The organism is Allocoleopsis sp., assembly GCF_036703385.1.
In the GTDB taxonomy this organism is placed as follows: domain Bacteria; phylum Cyanobacteriota; class Cyanobacteriia; order Cyanobacteriales; family Coleofasciculaceae; genus Allocoleopsis.
Genome location: NZ_DATNPA010000489.1, coordinates 1 through 14,447, shown reverse-complemented (window position 1 = coordinate 14,447; position 14,447 = coordinate 1). Strand labels below are relative to the sequence as shown.

Genomic DNA, 14,447 nt, shown 5'->3' with positions numbered 1-14,447 from the left:
TGTAATAGTACCGTAGCCAGCTCCCAGGTAATCGACTTCTCCAGCACCACCAATGAAGAAATCATCAGCTCCTGCTCCACCGATAAGCGTGTCATAGCCTCCTATGCCAGCCAGGAAATCGTTACCAGTACCGCCAAGGATGATGTCGTCACCATAACCACCTATCAGATCGTCATCTCCACTGCCACCGTCGAGAGTATCATAATTGAAGCCAAAGTTAGTTTGGGAGCCGCCATAGATGGTGTCGTCTCCACCATAACCCAACACCAGGTCAGCGCCAAAGCCACCGTACATGATGTCGTTACCGCTACCACCCGCGACGAGATCGTTTCCAGAGTCGCCATCCAGGTAATTATTACCACCGATGTCAGAGACAATATCGTCACCTTCATTGCCAAAGATAGTGTCGTCACCAAAACCGCCGATCACGGTATCGTCCCCAGAACCAGCTTCAACGTAGTTATTACTGAAGTCATACTCAAATGCTGAAGTACCGGTAAAGATATAGTCGCTTCCACCCTGTCCGAGTATCAGGTCTCCTCCAAGGCCACCAAACATGTCTTCGTCGCCAGAGCCACCGATTAGGGTATCACTCCCATCACCGCCGTCGAAATAGTTATCACTAGCGTCGAAGAACGTCGAGGAACCACCCCAAATAATGTCGTCCCCAGCAAAACCCAGCAGAGTGTCAGCACCAAAGCCACCATAGATGGTGTCGCTGCCTACCACACCGCCTGCGATGTAGTCAGTGCCATTACCACCATCGAGAAGATTATTACCACCGGTATCAGACATCAGGTCGTTGTCATCGCCTCCGATCAGGATGTCATTGGCATAACCTCCTACCAGAGTGTCCTCTCCAGCGCCGCCATCGAGATAGTTATCGCCAGTGTCCTGGTAGGAACCTACTACGTAGCCATCTAGGTAGTCGGCTCCAGCCCCACCGATCAAGGTGTCAAATCCTAAATAGCCATATAGAGTATCGTCACCTGTACCGCCTTGTAGGAAGTCATTGTTATTACCACCCTGTAGATAGTCACTTCCAGCGCCGCCATCAAGAACATTTGTGCCGCCGCCGAAGTCAATGAGGGTATCGGCACCATCACCTCCTACCATGATGTCATCGCCGCCGTTCCCTATTAAAATGTCATCCCCGCTCCCACCATCGAGATAGTTATCGTTGTCAATCAAGGAACCTGGACTGCCGCCATCGAGAGAGTCGGCTCCATCCCCACCGATCAAGGTGTCAAATCCTGCACCACCGTACAAAGTGTCGTTACCCTCGTACCCAGCAAGGAAGTCGTTACCCGAACCGCCTTGTAAGCTGTCAGTGAAAATAGTTCCAAGATATATCGTCATTGTCCGTTGCTCCTAAATTTCAACTAGCGGTCAGAAGTTTACCAAAATGCTGCGGAGAGTGAGCCGTCATTAACTGGAAAATCTTTTGAATAGATTCCGCTGCCTGTCTATATCTCTTGGGTTAGTACCCCTTATGCAGTTAGCGGGAGAGGAAAGATCTATCACTGTTGAATCTACTTTCTCGGTTGGGAAACTCTTGTATTTGATGCTGTGTGTCTATATCTCTTGAGCCAACACCCCTTATGCAGTTGCTGGGGGAAGAAACAGCGATCACCTAGAATAATCATTGATCAACTTAAAATCATCCTTTAGATAGATGTAATTATATTATTTTATAATAGCAAAATCGCATTTATGCACTTGCTGATAGACCAACTAGCATCGGTTTGAAAGAAATATTTAACTTGGGAAAACTCTTTTAGCCAATGCGCCTAGCTTTCTATATCTCTTGAGCTAAGTAGAGAGACTTTAACTTTTTGTAGGATGGGTAGAGCGATCGCTTTACTCATCCTACATTGAGCCCTGTTGGATTACCCGGCTGGAAAGCTACGCCTATGTGCCTCAACCCGGCCTACAAGATGACAAGTTTAATTTAATTGGTTTCCTCTCCATGAGTTGACTCAGCAGTTGAGAAACACCAAATAGCGAATGCTATCCGATGAGATGGAGCAATCGGTCTGGAACATCAGCCACTGAGGTCGAACATGGCAATCAGGGGGAGCAATCCCTATAAATGCGCTACCTTGAATGTTGGAACCAACGAGCAGCCTATAAAACTTGCTAGGTGTTAACCCTCAACCTTTACACTCTTTTTCTTGACAAGCCTACCAATGTCGGAATCTAACCACTACGACACTCTGAAAATCAGTCCTAAAGCCACACCAACCGAGATTAAACAAGCCTATCGGCGTCTAGCCAAGCTCTTTCACCCAGATAGCAAGAGCGGAACCGCTGACAGCGATAAAATCATAGAAGTGAATGCGGCTTACGAAGTCCTGAATGACCCAACGCGCCGCCGCTCTTACGACGAACAACTGCGCTCCTTGCCGTCTCCAACTCAATACCGGAATCGGCAACAACGGACAGCTGATGCCCAACAAAGCTACCAGCATCATCGGCAAACCTCACAAGATGCCGATTTCCATCTCAGCCGTTGGTTGCAGCAGGTCTATAAACCGGTTACCCGCTTAATTGGTCTCATCCTTAGACCTTTAGACACCCAAGTTGATGAACTCGCCGCTGACCCTTTTGATGACGAACTCATGGGGAATTTTCAGGCTTATCTCGAACAGTGTCGTCACTATCTCAATCAAGCTCAGCTCACCTTTCGTTCTCAACCCAATCCTCCGGCTGTAGCTGGCGCGGCGGCAAGCCTTTACTACTGCCTGAATCAACTCGGAGATGGTATCGAAGAATTAAACTTTTTTACCCTCAACTACGATGATCACTACCTGCATGTCGGTCAGGAACTCTTCAGAATTGCTACAGGGTTGCAGTATGAAGCTCAAGACGCCGTCAGAGACCTAGCTCAAAAAGTATGAATTATAAAGGATGAAAAAACTTTACACTTGATCCTTAGCACCTCACACTTTATTGTCTTTGCTGACCAAATTTCGTTTATCCTGGAAACAGCTCCCGTTTACGGAACTTTACATATTCTGATTCATTAGCGAACGAATGAAATGCATCATTAACCGTCGCGCTCAGTTCTCAGCAAGTCACCGATACTGGTTGCCAGAGCTGAGTGAAGCCGAAAATATTCAGCAATTTGGTTTGGGCTCCCGGTTCCCAGGACACGGACATAATTACGTTCTGTTTGTCTCCCTGATTGGTGAATTAGATAAGTATGGCATGGTGCAAAACTTGTCAGAAGTCAAAAAGGTGATTAAGCGGGAAGTCACTAGCCAACTGGACTATGCTTACCTCAACGAAATTTGGTCAGAATTTCAACAAACCCTACCGACAACCGAGAATATTGCACGCATAATTTGGCAGCGATTGGTTCCTCACTTGCCAATCGTGCGTATTCAGCTATTTGAACATCCAGAACTTTGGGCTGACTATCAAGGAAACGGTATGGAAGCACATCTAACAATCAGTACCCACTTTAGCGCCGCTCACCGACTTGCTCATCCCGACCTGAGCTACGAAAAAAACAGCGAAATTTATGGGAAATGCGCTCGTCCAAACGGTCATGGACATAACTACCACCTAGAAGTAACAGTCAAGGGTGAAATTGACCCACGGACTGGCATGATTGTCGATCTAGGAGCTTTGCACAAAGTCATCGAAGACTATGTAGTTGAACCCTTTGACCATACTTTCCTCAACAAAGATATTTCATACTTTGCTCAAGTTGTTCCTACAGCGGAAAATATTGCAATTTATATCCGTCAGTTGTTAGAACAACCTATCCACGACCTGGGTGCCCAACTCTATAAAGTCAAATTGATTGAAAGCCCCAATAATTCTTGCGAAGTCTACTGTTCCCAAGCTGCTTCATCTTTAGCGATCGCACAGGGCAGTGAGCCCCTTGTGACCTCTGTTTAGAGACAATTAGCTGCCTCGCCAAATTCCTATCTCTTCTCCAAATCAGAGGAATATATGCTTCTGGGGGACGGGCGGAAAGGGCTGGACTGATGCTATAGTTTTGACGGATCAGGACAAATCCTCAAACAAGTAGCTCTGTATTGTCATTTTAGATATGTGATTACTGATAGCATTTCATAGGCACTGACTGACTCCCCAAGCATCTAGGAAAAAAAAGACTCCTAGATTAGGAGGTCGGTGTCGAAAAACCTAGATTAAGTTTGATAACAGGCCAGATAGATAAAGGCTTTAACTGAAGCAGAGTAATCATTACCAGGTACAAGGGAAAAACTTAGCCAAAGTTCCCATGTCTTAGCTCTGACTGACCGAAAGCATCTGTAACCTCTTATCCAATCGCTACGACATCATGAGTTCCGTTGGGTTTTGCCCATCTAAAGCTGAGACTAAAATTGGCTTCTTAGAGGCTAATGGAGAACACCGCCTGAAACCTGAAGATTTTAAGAGGCAATAAATATGGAAAACCAGCTGCTGTGCTATGACGGCAAACAGCAGAGTCGTCTAGTAGGAAAGGTGTACGAAATGCTGGTTCCCTTAGCAGATAACACTAGCCCTGACAAAACGCTAGAGCCGATATCAACACCTTGTGCTGGTGAAGCAGCTCGGCTGTTGGAACAAGGTATTGAGCAGCAAAAGATGGGTCAGTTGGAGACAGCGCTCGAGTCTTTCAACAATGCTCTGAAAATTTATACAGAGCTGAAAAACCAACGAAAAGTAGGCCGAATCCTATGCTATTTGGCTCTCACTGTTTATTCCTTGGCAGACTTTCCCCAAGCCATTGAGTATGCCACCAGAAGCTTGAGCGTAGCACGAGAAATTAGCGATCAGCATTTAGAGGGACAGGTACTAGGAATTTTAGGCAATTGCTATCGTCACATGGATGACCCCGTCAAAGCCATTGAGCAGGGTCAACAAAGCTTGACAATTATACGGCATCTCCAAGACCGGGCAGCAGAGGTTGCGGCCTTGAATAATCTTGGACTAGCTTATAAGGCAATGGGAGATTTACCGAGTGCGATCGCCTACCAGCAGCAGAGTTTGAGTGTCGTACAGACTCTGAATGACCCTCAATCCACCGAGCAGATTCTCAGGAATCTTGGCAATGTCTTCTATGCACTGGGTGATTATGCTCAAGCCATGCACTATTATCAGCAGCGCCTTGCGATCGTGCGGGAATTGGGCGATCGCCGCTTAGAAGGGCAGATTCTCAAAAATCTCAGTTATGCTTGCAATGCTCTGGGCGATTATCCTCAAGCGATTCAGTATGGTCTAGCTAGGCTGATGGCAGCACGGCAACTGGGCGATCGCCGCGCAGAAGAACAATCCCTCGGCAGTTTAGGAGTCGCCTTTGACGCGCTAGGGAATTACGCTCAAGCCATTAAGTACTATGAACAACGCTTAAGGGTAGCACGCTCAATCCCTGACCCAAGGGTAGAAAAACAGGTGTTAAGCAGTCTCACAACTGCCTGCTATGCTCTCGGAGACTATGCCAAAGTGATGGAATACCACGAGCAGAGTTTAGCCATGCGCGATTGATAAAAACACAGGACTGACACCAAATTCCATACCAGACATTAACCCTAAATGCTCTGATTCCGTTCTGGATTCATTCATGACTGGCTTGTAGCAGATGTCTCACAGTGATTCATCGGGAGATCCGGATATCAGATACTATTGACAGAGGCATCCTGTCCTTTAACAAGTCTTTGGATAACTTTTGTTAATATGAGCAAAAGTTAGTCAGCCTGTCATTGTACCCAGATGCCTCGCCTAAACGATAAAATGTCGTACTTAAGATAACGGTGGAGGAAATATGGAACCTATGCAACAATCTGAAGAGACTATAGCCGCTGAAACACAAGATCTGAAAGTAGACGTAAACGTTGACAAACCGGGTGCGATCGTCAAACCTCCTGCGCCTTCGCCATCAACCGAGCAGCCGTGGCAGGAGTGGGTGCAAATTGCTTCTGAATTTTTGTCAAAACTACCCGATTATGTAGGCGATTTCTTTTCGAGCTACCAAAAACCCCTGCTCACTGTAGGACTGATTTTAACGGCTGGTATTAGCGTTAAGGTAACCTTAGCGGTTCTGGATGCCATCAATGATATTCCGCTATTAGCACCTGTTTTTGAATTAGTGGGGATTGGCTACAGCGTATGGTTTGTCAACCGCTACCTCCTGAAAGTAGAGACGCGCAAAGAACTAGGAAACGAATTTAACGCTCTCAAAGGTCAAGTAGTGGGCAAAGACGAAGCTTAGGTGCTCTCCCTCATCCCGGAGAGCAGATTTTAATCACTTAGACCCTGTTCTGCTCTTCCAGTCAACGAGAGCTTGCTATTTTAAATTTATCCCCTATCGGTTAAAGGCAGACTGATGCAGTTAAGCTTCAGTCTGCTCTTGATTATTTTCAAAATTCTAAACAAATTACCCGTTCCAGAACATGGCGTAACTATTGAGATTCCCTTTCCCCCTACAAAAATTGTGATTTTTACCTGGAAATAACTGAAGAAGGATTGCTTCGTGCGGAAAACTCTCCAACCTAGTTGATTCATTAAATAGCAGCCACTGTTGGAGACAATTAAATCAGACTGAGAGTAGGGTCTAATGGTTTTTATTCTCAGCTGTCATAGCTAAAGCTAATGCTAATAGGGATGGGACTGTACCCACCCCTCTTTTATTTCACAAGAAACGATAGGAGGATGTTATCAAATGTTTTCACCTTTGTCTTTTGAGGCTCATAAACAACTGGCCAACCTGGCTGGTGAGGTACAAAGCCTTCGTTCACAAGTACTCGATAGTAAAGTAGCTTGCCTTCAAGCTAGGCAAGCTTGCCAGATGTGCGACCTACAAGCGGCGGCTGATTATCTAGAAAAATCAATTAATAACGTCCCAGACGAAAAGACTCTTAAAGCCCTCCGCCGACGTTTGTCAAGGTTTAACCTACTGCATCGTGAGCTAAATTTAGATGGCATCCAAGCAACTCTTACAGCACTCACTGACGAGTACGAGGCCACGCTACATCAGATTGAGGTGGTGCAGGAAGGTTTGATGTCTTTACTTGATAGAACTCAGGCTTATTCCACGGCTGGATTCATACAAGATTTTTACGAGTTTGAGCCAGAACGTATCGCCGCCTTCTTCGCCCAAAAATGGACAGAAGATTCTCCGGAAATTGACCCATGAGAATTATTTAGTCAGGGTTTGGTCACGGCTGAACACGGTAACTAGAAGGAATAGCCTCTACCTTACCCGATTCAACCATCCCTTGGTAAACCAATGCAGCCACCTCAGCACGAGAGGCATTCCGATTAGGGTTTAGTACCTTAGGATTCGGATAATTGACCACAAGCCCCGCTGTCGTAGCCGCACTTACCGGGTCTTTGGCGTAGTTGGGGATTCGATTGGCATCCTGATAAGTCTGGAATGCCGCTTGGGAGGCCGTAGTCGGCTTTAAACCTAGACCACTAGCAAGTGCCACTATGACTTGTACCTTTGAGATGGGTTGATTGGGCCGAAAAATATTTTCAGGATACCCTCGCAAAAAACCCGTTTTTACAGATTCTTGAATGGCTGGCAATGCCCAAAGGTTAGCCGACACATCCTTATAATTCGGTGCTGCCACCTTGGGCTGTTGTTCAAACGCCTTCTGTAATAAGGCAGCAAATTCTGCTCGTGTAATCGCACCACCCGGTTTAAAAGTGCCATCTGGAAAACCACTCACAATGCCTCGTGCCGCCAACGCCTCAATGTAAGGACGAGCCCATAAGTCTTGAGGAACGTCGGTGAACTTGATAGGGGTTGCAGTGGTCACGGGTGTCTGTGCAGGAGAAGCTTCGGATTTTGGGGCTAGTGGCACCGTCATGGGGATACTGCCGGATACTGTCTCCGATTTGGCTTGGGGTACGGCTTGTGGAGTGGAGACGGGTGAAGCAGGTAGCCGTGTAATCGGTGAAGGAGACGGGGAAGGTGTGATGTCTTCTTGTCTCGGTAAGATCGTTGCTTCTGGACTCGCCGTTGGTAGGGGAGTTTGTTTGACAGAGGGTAGTTCCCCTATTGGCCTTGTCGTCTCATTGTTCGCGTTGGTATTGAGAATTCGGCTGAGGTTGAATTCTTTGTTTCGTTGACCCAGTGTTACGGCAAGGATAGTGCCGATCGTAGCGAAGGCAATAACAATACCTATCAACTCATCAAAACCGAGTCTAGACGAGTTTGGATCGGGCGGAGGTACATTCGTCATCGGCACTTTACCTCTCTAATGCGGTCTTAAATCAAGAGATGGAAGACAATTCCGGTTCACTCTCTTCTGGTTTTAGTTTAGCTGGAAAATGCTTCTCCACAAGTGTAGGGATTTCTTGAGGATCAATTCCGGTGTAACGAGACTTATCTGGCATAAAAATCACACAAGGCCCTTGTTTACACTGCTTCATGCAGCCAGTTCCTTTGATGGCGATTTGGTCTTCTAGTCCGCGATCGCGTAAAGACTCCGTTAGCGCTTGACAGACTTCATCGGCACCCCGCTTGCGGCAGGAGGATTTTTGGCAGACCATTACACAGGCTTTGGCTTTAGGCGTGGCAATAGCGGGAGATTTGTTGACTGGGGATTGGCAAGAAGAGGGCGTGGAGAGGGGGAGATGCGGCGAGACGCCGAGATTTGTTGAACCCTTAACAGCGTCCCCTTGTCCTCTTTCCTCAGTCCCCACTCCCTTCATGACAGGAGCCTTTACTTTCAGGTGATACGCTTTCAGTTTAAGTTCACCCGTTTTGGACTTAAGCTTCAGTTCACCAAAAATCTCTATCCAGTCTCCGGGTTGGAGAACCTCAGGCATCGAGTAGCGCAGCTCTTTGGGCAGTTTGATATAGCGCTCTCCTTCCGCTGTGGCTACCCGTATGCGTTTGGGCTTTTCTCCAACGTCACCGACAAAACCGACGAACCGCCCCTCTAGATAGAACGGTGATACTTTCCCCTGTTTTGTTAACTTAATCACGCCTACATCCTAAATTTGTTTATCTGAGAGCTTGCACCTGCCCACTCACTCGGTTAGGGACTTTAGTCCCAGCAATCGCTAAAGTCCTAGTCAAGAGGGCTTGAGTTAATAGGCAAGTCCACTCAAGTGAACTTGAGCGATGAAACGGAAAATCTATTTTCCGGACAGTTGAGGATACAGCAGCAAGATCTGAGTTATTAAACTCAACCTAACTTAATTGATAAAAAATGTCATCTATTTGAGATTATATTTTTCTGATTGTTAACGCCAGTAGTCAGCGTTGACGGCTCAAGAGTAAGACTTGCTAAGCTTCATAAGCTGATGTACATCTCAGCAAGCCTAATCGGGACGGGTAATGTACCCATCCCCCGAGAAAGAAGTCTAAACACCAGCGATCTTGTTAAAGCAGGGTAGCTAATCACAAGGAGAACCTAAGCTGGCTATAGTGGGTCTTTTTGTTTTCTTGCTTATAAGTAATAATTCTGAATAGGGACAGGTAGACCTATCTGTTGGCTTGTCCTTCGTTTCAGGGGTCAGAGTCTTGATACATTTGCAATTGGGCGATCGCTTCGAGCTGTTGATCTAAACCCCGTAACTGCTGGTTTAGGGCTGGTAGCGTATCTAGCGGCAGGGGACAGCGATAAGAGCGATCGCGAATTTCGTATAATTTTCGTTGCAGCTGTTGAGCTAGCCTGAGGGCATCCTGACTCAGCTTTTCTATCTGTTGGCGCTGGTAGAATTTCAACGCTACTCCACGCAACACCTGCAAGGTTGCTTCTTCTCCGTGGGTACCGGGCATCACGCGCAACCGTAGCAAGAGGCATTCTTGTTGATGACGTCGTTCAATTTCTACCTGCTTGGGTTGTACTACAGGCAGTAAAGGTATGTTGAAGATACGCTTGAGTTCAATAATTAAACCTTGAAATACCGACAAGGCTATGTTTTCTAATACCGACTGCAAGACACCATCTTGGCTCCACAGGATTCGACCTTGTTCCGATTGGCGCTCAAAATAAAGCCGACCTATTCCACCTAGGAGTACTCGCCCCAACAACTCTTGTAACAGCTGTGGAGGGGCTAAGGTAGCAATATATTCCATTGAGCGAGCCAGATGAATCGCTTTGACTTCCAGTGGCGGAACGGCTTCATCGGACAGCGATAGTTTGCGTACCGATGTGAGGGCCGTAGCAGACGAGGCTTCCTGCGGCACTTCGATGGCTAAGTCCGATGTTCGAGTTGAGTTTGAAGAAGAGTCGCTGTGGTTGAACAAAGGATCGGATGGCTGTATCAGAGTCGCTTGCTGATCAGCGTGAACATCCGGTTTACTCTCCGGTGCTTGAACCTCATGACCAATCTCAGTCGTGGATTCAGATTGGGTCGCTTGCTTTTGCTCCTCGGCTACTTGCTGACGCAGGGATTCAGAGCGGTGGGTATGATTCAAGTAAGCAGATAGTAGCGACTGATGAGCCTCAGGAGAAATCTGTTCTGTTTTGAGCGAACAGTTTAAGTAGGCTAGGATGCGACGGACATAATCTAGGGCAGACGAGTCTTGAGGCGCTACCATCGCTAGCCTCAGGTACTTTCCTTCTAAACCAACAGGCAGAAATTGATAGTAGAGGCAAGCTTCAAACGGCAAAATACTATCAATCAGCCGAAACATTTGGTCAGTCTGAAAACCAAAACTATCTGACACCTGAATAGAAGGTGTCTCGGAAGAGAGACTTTTGAGTTGGCCTGGGTTGCTGGGTGAGGGCACCATAAGAATTTTTCCAACCTGAGTAGCGACTGATTGAGATGCCCCAGGAGCGCCAAAAATAAGAATTTCCAGTTAGGGTATTGGCAGAAAAACCACCTTTTAGCCCTACTGAGCTTTCTTTGGAGGAGAGAGTTGTGGGTAAATACTGCGCTTGAAGAGCTACCTGACCACTTACCCCCGGTTTAGGAAGCGCTTCGTAGAGCTTGAGCTGCCAAATAAAGTTTACTCCATTCGCCGATGACCTGGTTTACTTTCAAGTTTAAGTCTTTCGCGATCGCTTCTAACGATTTTCCAGCTTTGCGCTGTTCCAGTAACTGGCGTTGCTCTGGTGTTAAGCTTTCCAAGAATTCCTGCCATTGCTTCGGCGTTAGCCCGAAGTTATGCTCCTGTAGAGACGATTCTAGCCAGCTACCGACTAATTCCGGCTTCGCTTTAATGGAAAAAACCCGAATTGCGTGATAGCTGATTTTTTCCCGCAGTCGGTAGATTTCTTTCACTGGCTTATTTAACGCCTTCGCGATCGCCTCTTGAGACTTACCTTGGAGGTAAAGCTGAAGCCATTGTGCCGCCTCTGGACCCAGATTTTCTGTCAAGTAAGCTTCAAATTCTCTGCGTACAGACTGCCGCATCGTTTGTTGCTCTTCCCAAGCTTGAGCGTCTTGATATTCCGCGATCGCTTGGTTGTCCAACAGACTGACTGGTGAATCTGTATCCTCTGGGGTCACCTCCTCAGATACTAATCGCACTTTATCTCCTTCGGGGATATGGGTCATACCCCCTCGTTGAGACCTTCTTAAGAAGTTAACAAATCTATAAACGAGTAACGGTTGGTTCCGAATTGGACGCAGGCAATATTCCTCAACGCTGGTAAGCAATAGAGCATCTCGGAGGCGAACGTCTTCAGTACACTCTGCAATCCAGGCAATTTGTTTTTGGATATAGCGATCGCTGTTTAACAATTCTTGAATAACTTCTTGTAAAACATCTACAACAGCCCGTTGGCGATCACGACTCAGGGACACCCAAGTGCGAATTTTGTTACGCAATGTAACCAACCCAGCTAAACGAGTTGTTAAATTGCGATCAGCCCGCTCGGGTTCAACGCCTAGGTAACGCTGCCGCAAAATGCGGTAGCGATAGTCCATCGCCTGTTTAGCAATTTCCACTTGGTTGGGCATCAGGGTTTCAAGCCGCTCTGGGTTGTCCCCGATTAACCAACGTGTAATGCTTTGGCGGGTGGTTGGGCTTAGGTCTGGGTAATCGCTCAATAGACGCGAACTCCACTCTTGCTCCAGTTTTTCCGCCAACTTGGTCATGAGATTGCGCTCCTCAAACCCTCTTTTTAAAGTTTGCATGACAACCCTCTCTTGCTGCACTCAAGTTGTTTTGTGCGTCGGCTGCTTCTTATTGGAACATGTCTGGCTATAAGAAGAAGTGATCGTACTGCTCTTCCCTAGCTCAATCCATCACACTGGCACACTGGCTGAGAACACTTCCGGATTGAGACCCAGATCTTCTCTCAACGTGACCTAGATCACAATAGGCAGACCGATGGCTGACTTGAGGTCAATGTTAAATTATGTAACTCAAGAAAGCCTCGCTACTATAGCTCTCACTAGTACCGATAAATTTTATGCAATCTGAGAAAATTGGGTGCCTTTTTCTAGCCGCTTACGCTGGAGTGAGTTGCGATCGCAACGCTTGGAGCTAGAAATTAGCTAACGAGTTAAAGAAGAATCGCGACAAAAATTGCCCCCGTTTTGGAGGTTAATGGCTACATTAGTGATTAATTGGAGATTAATGGCTACATTAGTGATTAATTAGTACTAAAAAACATACAACTAACGATAGACCAACAATAAACTCAGATATCTAACTCCTGGAAGAGGTCGCTTAGCTTGGGATTGTTCATACTAAAAGTATCAAGTAGATAGCTCAAAAGAACTAGGCTTCTACTCAGTGTAATAAAAAATGAAACTACTACCATCAGATGGTATCTAGTTCTTTAACACTATCTATCTTTATAGCCGATTTAGGATTAGATAATTACAGGAGTCTAAAATGAGCATTGAAAACCGCGTTGAAGCTACCGCTAAGAATATTGAAGGCAAAATTCAAGAAGCTGCTAGTGAAATTACGGGCGATCCAAAAGATAAAGCTGAAGGTCAAGCCAAGCAAGACCAAGCTCAAGCCATGCATCTGAAAGAAGACCTCAAAGACAAGGCAAAGAGAATTGTTGACCAAGCCTAGAACGTCGGTCGAGGAACCGAGCGATTTGTAGTCAACAAGTCAAAGGTTAAACCTTAAAAGAGGGTATTTAGCAGTTCTTGCTTGTATATAGTACACAGTAGGGGTACGACATGTCGTGCCCCTACAAACCTTGAACAAGAGTTAGGCTGATTAGTTGTCTATTTGGTAGTTTGTTGGGTCTTTATTTGTGTTGATCGATGGACAGGATTCATCCAACGTTCTAAGAAGCTGAAAAATCGGGACGAGAGTAAAGTTAGAACTAAGTAAATCAGGGCAACAGCGGCATAGATTTCAAAAGCGCGATAGTTATTGGCTATAGTTAACCGACCCTCTTGCAATAGTTCTTGAAAACCAATCACCGATACCAAGCTAGTATCTTTGAGCAGGGTGATAAATTCATTTCCCAAGGGGGGCAGCATCCGCCGCAAGGCTTGGGGAAAGATGACATAACGCATAGTCTGTACTGCCCCCAGCCCCAAGGATTGTGCCGCTTCAGATTGCCCTATATCTATAGATTGGATACCAGCCCGGACAATCTCCGCAAGATAGGCCGCACTATTCAGTGTTAGTGCCATCACAGCCGCTGTCAAACGATTCATGCTGAATTCCAGACCCAACCCTTGGATGAGAGCGGGTATGCCAAAGTAAATCATCAGAATCTGCACCAGCAATGGTGTGCCTCGGAAGAAGTCAATATAAGCGATCGTGGCCCAGCGCAGTGGCTTCAGGGGTGAGAGGCGGAGAATGCCGAGGAGAGAACCACCAATCATTCCGAGGAAGACGGAAAATGCGGTCAATTCAAGAGTCACCAGTGCGCCCTTCAACAAGTTGGGTAGAGCCTTCAAAATCACACTGGACGCTTGAAGGGGGTTAGTTGAGCCGCCAAAATCAACCACTTCTGGTAGTTGTGGGGATGTGGCATTAAACCACTTCTGGTAGATTTGTTCGTAGGTACCATCATTCAGGATGGTAGTCAGACCCTTGTTGATGGCAGCGAGATGGCGAGAATTTTTTGAGGTAGCGATGCCATAGTATTCTTTGGTAAGCAGTTGCTCAACAATTTTGAGTCCTTTGAGATTATTGCTCTTGAAGGCGTAGAGGGTAACAGGAGCATCATTGATGACGGCGTCCACGTTACCATTGAGCAATTCCTGGAGGGCAAGGGGTGCGGAATCAAAGGTACGAATTTGGGCACCGGGAACTTTTTTTGCCTCTTGGGCTCCCGTGGTGCCGATTTGCACAGCGATGCTCTTGTTTTTCAGGCTATCAAGAGAAGTAATGTCTGTGTTGTTGGCTTTGACGGCGATCGCTAATCCAGCTTTATAATAAGGTCGGGAAATGGAGATGCTTTTGCTACGCTCGGCATTAATCGTAATAGAGCTAATCGCCGCATCTACTGTATTAGCCTGCAAAGCAGGGATAATCCCGTCAAAGGGTAAACTTTGAAATTCGACATCAAAGCCACCCGCTTGTCCTACTGCCTTCATTA

12 protein-coding genes are annotated in these 14,447 nt (G+C 46.5%); 6 read left to right on the top strand and 6 right to left on the bottom strand.

All coding sequences use genetic code 11. The annotated features are described in order from the left end of the window. On the bottom strand, positions 1–1,359 hold a 1,359-nt coding region (locus V6C93_RS24025; RefSeq protein WP_333479198.1), incomplete at its 3' end, for a calcium-binding protein. A gap of 830 nt (positions 1,360–2,189) precedes the next feature. On the opposite strand from V6C93_RS24025, the gene V6C93_RS24020 reads away from it, so the two are divergent. The 5 genes from V6C93_RS24020 to V6C93_RS24000 all read left to right on the top strand — a co-directional run bounded on the left by V6C93_RS24020 (position 2,190) and on the right by V6C93_RS24000 (position 7,150). Next, positions 2,190–2,900: a J domain-containing protein gene (locus V6C93_RS24020; protein ID WP_333479197.1), complete on the top strand. Its 711-nt coding sequence runs from the start codon at positions 2,190–2,192 to the stop codon at positions 2,898–2,900. Positions 2,901–3,036: 136 nt separating this feature from the next. After that, the gene (locus V6C93_RS24015; RefSeq protein WP_333479196.1) at positions 3,037–3,909 is read left to right on the top strand and encodes a 6-carboxytetrahydropterin synthase; all 873 of its coding nucleotides are present in this window, start codon (positions 3,037–3,039) and stop codon (positions 3,907–3,909) included. Positions 3,910–4,422: 513 nt separating this feature from the next. Further along, complete coding sequence (locus V6C93_RS24010; protein WP_333479195.1) at positions 4,423–5,502, top strand: tetratricopeptide repeat protein; 1,080 nt, start codon at positions 4,423–4,425, stop codon at positions 5,500–5,502. A gap of 277 nt (positions 5,503–5,779) precedes the next feature. Next, positions 5,780–6,226: a CAAD domain-containing protein gene (locus tag V6C93_RS24005; RefSeq protein ID WP_414644263.1), complete on the top strand. Its 447-nt coding sequence runs from the start codon at positions 5,780–5,782 to the stop codon at positions 6,224–6,226. A 450-nt stretch (positions 6,227–6,676) separates the two neighbouring features. After that, positions 6,677–7,150: a hypothetical protein gene (locus V6C93_RS24000; protein WP_333479193.1), complete on the top strand. Its 474-nt coding sequence runs from the start codon at positions 6,677–6,679 to the stop codon at positions 7,148–7,150. A 22-nt stretch (positions 7,151–7,172) separates the two neighbouring features. Here V6C93_RS24000 and V6C93_RS23995 read toward each other — a convergent pair whose 3' ends face one another. The 4 genes from V6C93_RS23995 to V6C93_RS23980 form a co-directional block, all read right to left on the bottom strand. Then, complete coding sequence (locus V6C93_RS23995; protein WP_333479192.1) at positions 7,173–8,204, bottom strand: S-layer homology domain-containing protein; 1,032 nt, start codon at positions 8,202–8,204, stop codon at positions 7,173–7,175. 31 nt (positions 8,205–8,235) lie between these two features. Then, a complete protein-coding gene (locus V6C93_RS23990) occupies positions 8,236–8,952 on the bottom strand; it encodes a (2Fe-2S) ferredoxin domain-containing protein (protein ID WP_333479191.1) in 717 nt (238 codons plus the stop codon). A gap of 526 nt (positions 8,953–9,478) precedes the next feature. Beyond that, a complete protein-coding gene (locus tag V6C93_RS23985; protein WP_333479190.1) occupies positions 9,479–10,711 on the bottom strand; it encodes a hypothetical protein in 1,233 nt (410 codons plus the stop codon). Positions 10,712–10,890: 179 nt separating this feature from the next. Next, positions 10,891–12,063, bottom strand: coding sequence for a HetZ-related protein 2 (locus V6C93_RS23980; protein WP_333479189.1), 1,173 nt, complete (start codon positions 12,061–12,063; stop codon positions 10,891–10,893). A gap of 706 nt (positions 12,064–12,769) precedes the next feature. On the opposite strand from V6C93_RS23980, the gene V6C93_RS23975 reads away from it, so the two are divergent. After that, positions 12,770–12,958 (top strand): CsbD family protein, encoded by a 189-nt coding sequence (locus V6C93_RS23975; protein WP_333479188.1) that lies wholly within the window; start codon positions 12,770–12,772, stop codon positions 12,956–12,958. Positions 12,959–13,116: 158 nt separating this feature from the next. Here V6C93_RS23975 and V6C93_RS23970 read toward each other — a convergent pair. Then, positions 13,117–14,447: ABC transporter permease subunit (locus V6C93_RS23970; RefSeq protein ID WP_333479187.1), on the bottom strand; the 1,331-nt coding region annotated here is incomplete at its 5' end.

Coding starts and splice junctions, on each gene's coding strand:
- V6C93_RS23995 (WP_333479192.1), bottom strand. CDS start 8,204: ATGACGAATGTACCTCCGCCCGATCCAAACTCGTCTAGACTCGGTTTT.
- V6C93_RS24000 (WP_333479193.1), top strand. CDS start 6,677: ATGTTTTCACCTTTGTCTTTTGAGGCTCATAAACAACTGGCCAACCTG.
- V6C93_RS24015 (WP_333479196.1), top strand. CDS start 3,037: ATGAAATGCATCATTAACCGTCGCGCTCAGTTCTCAGCAAGTCACCGA.
- V6C93_RS24010 (WP_333479195.1), top strand. CDS start 4,423: ATGGAAAACCAGCTGCTGTGCTATGACGGCAAACAGCAGAGTCGTCTA.
- V6C93_RS23980 (WP_333479189.1), bottom strand. CDS start 12,063: ATGCAAACTTTAAAAAGAGGGTTTGAGGAGCGCAATCTCATGACCAAG.
- V6C93_RS24020 (WP_333479197.1), top strand. CDS start 2,190: ATGTCGGAATCTAACCACTACGACACTCTGAAAATCAGTCCTAAAGCC.
- V6C93_RS23975 (WP_333479188.1), top strand. CDS start 12,770: ATGAGCATTGAAAACCGCGTTGAAGCTACCGCTAAGAATATTGAAGGC.
- V6C93_RS24005 (WP_414644263.1), top strand. CDS start 5,780: ATGGAACCTATGCAACAATCTGAAGAGACTATAGCCGCTGAAACACAA.
- V6C93_RS23985 (WP_333479190.1), bottom strand. CDS start 10,711: ATGGTGCCCTCACCCAGCAACCCAGGCCAACTCAAAAGTCTCTCTTCC.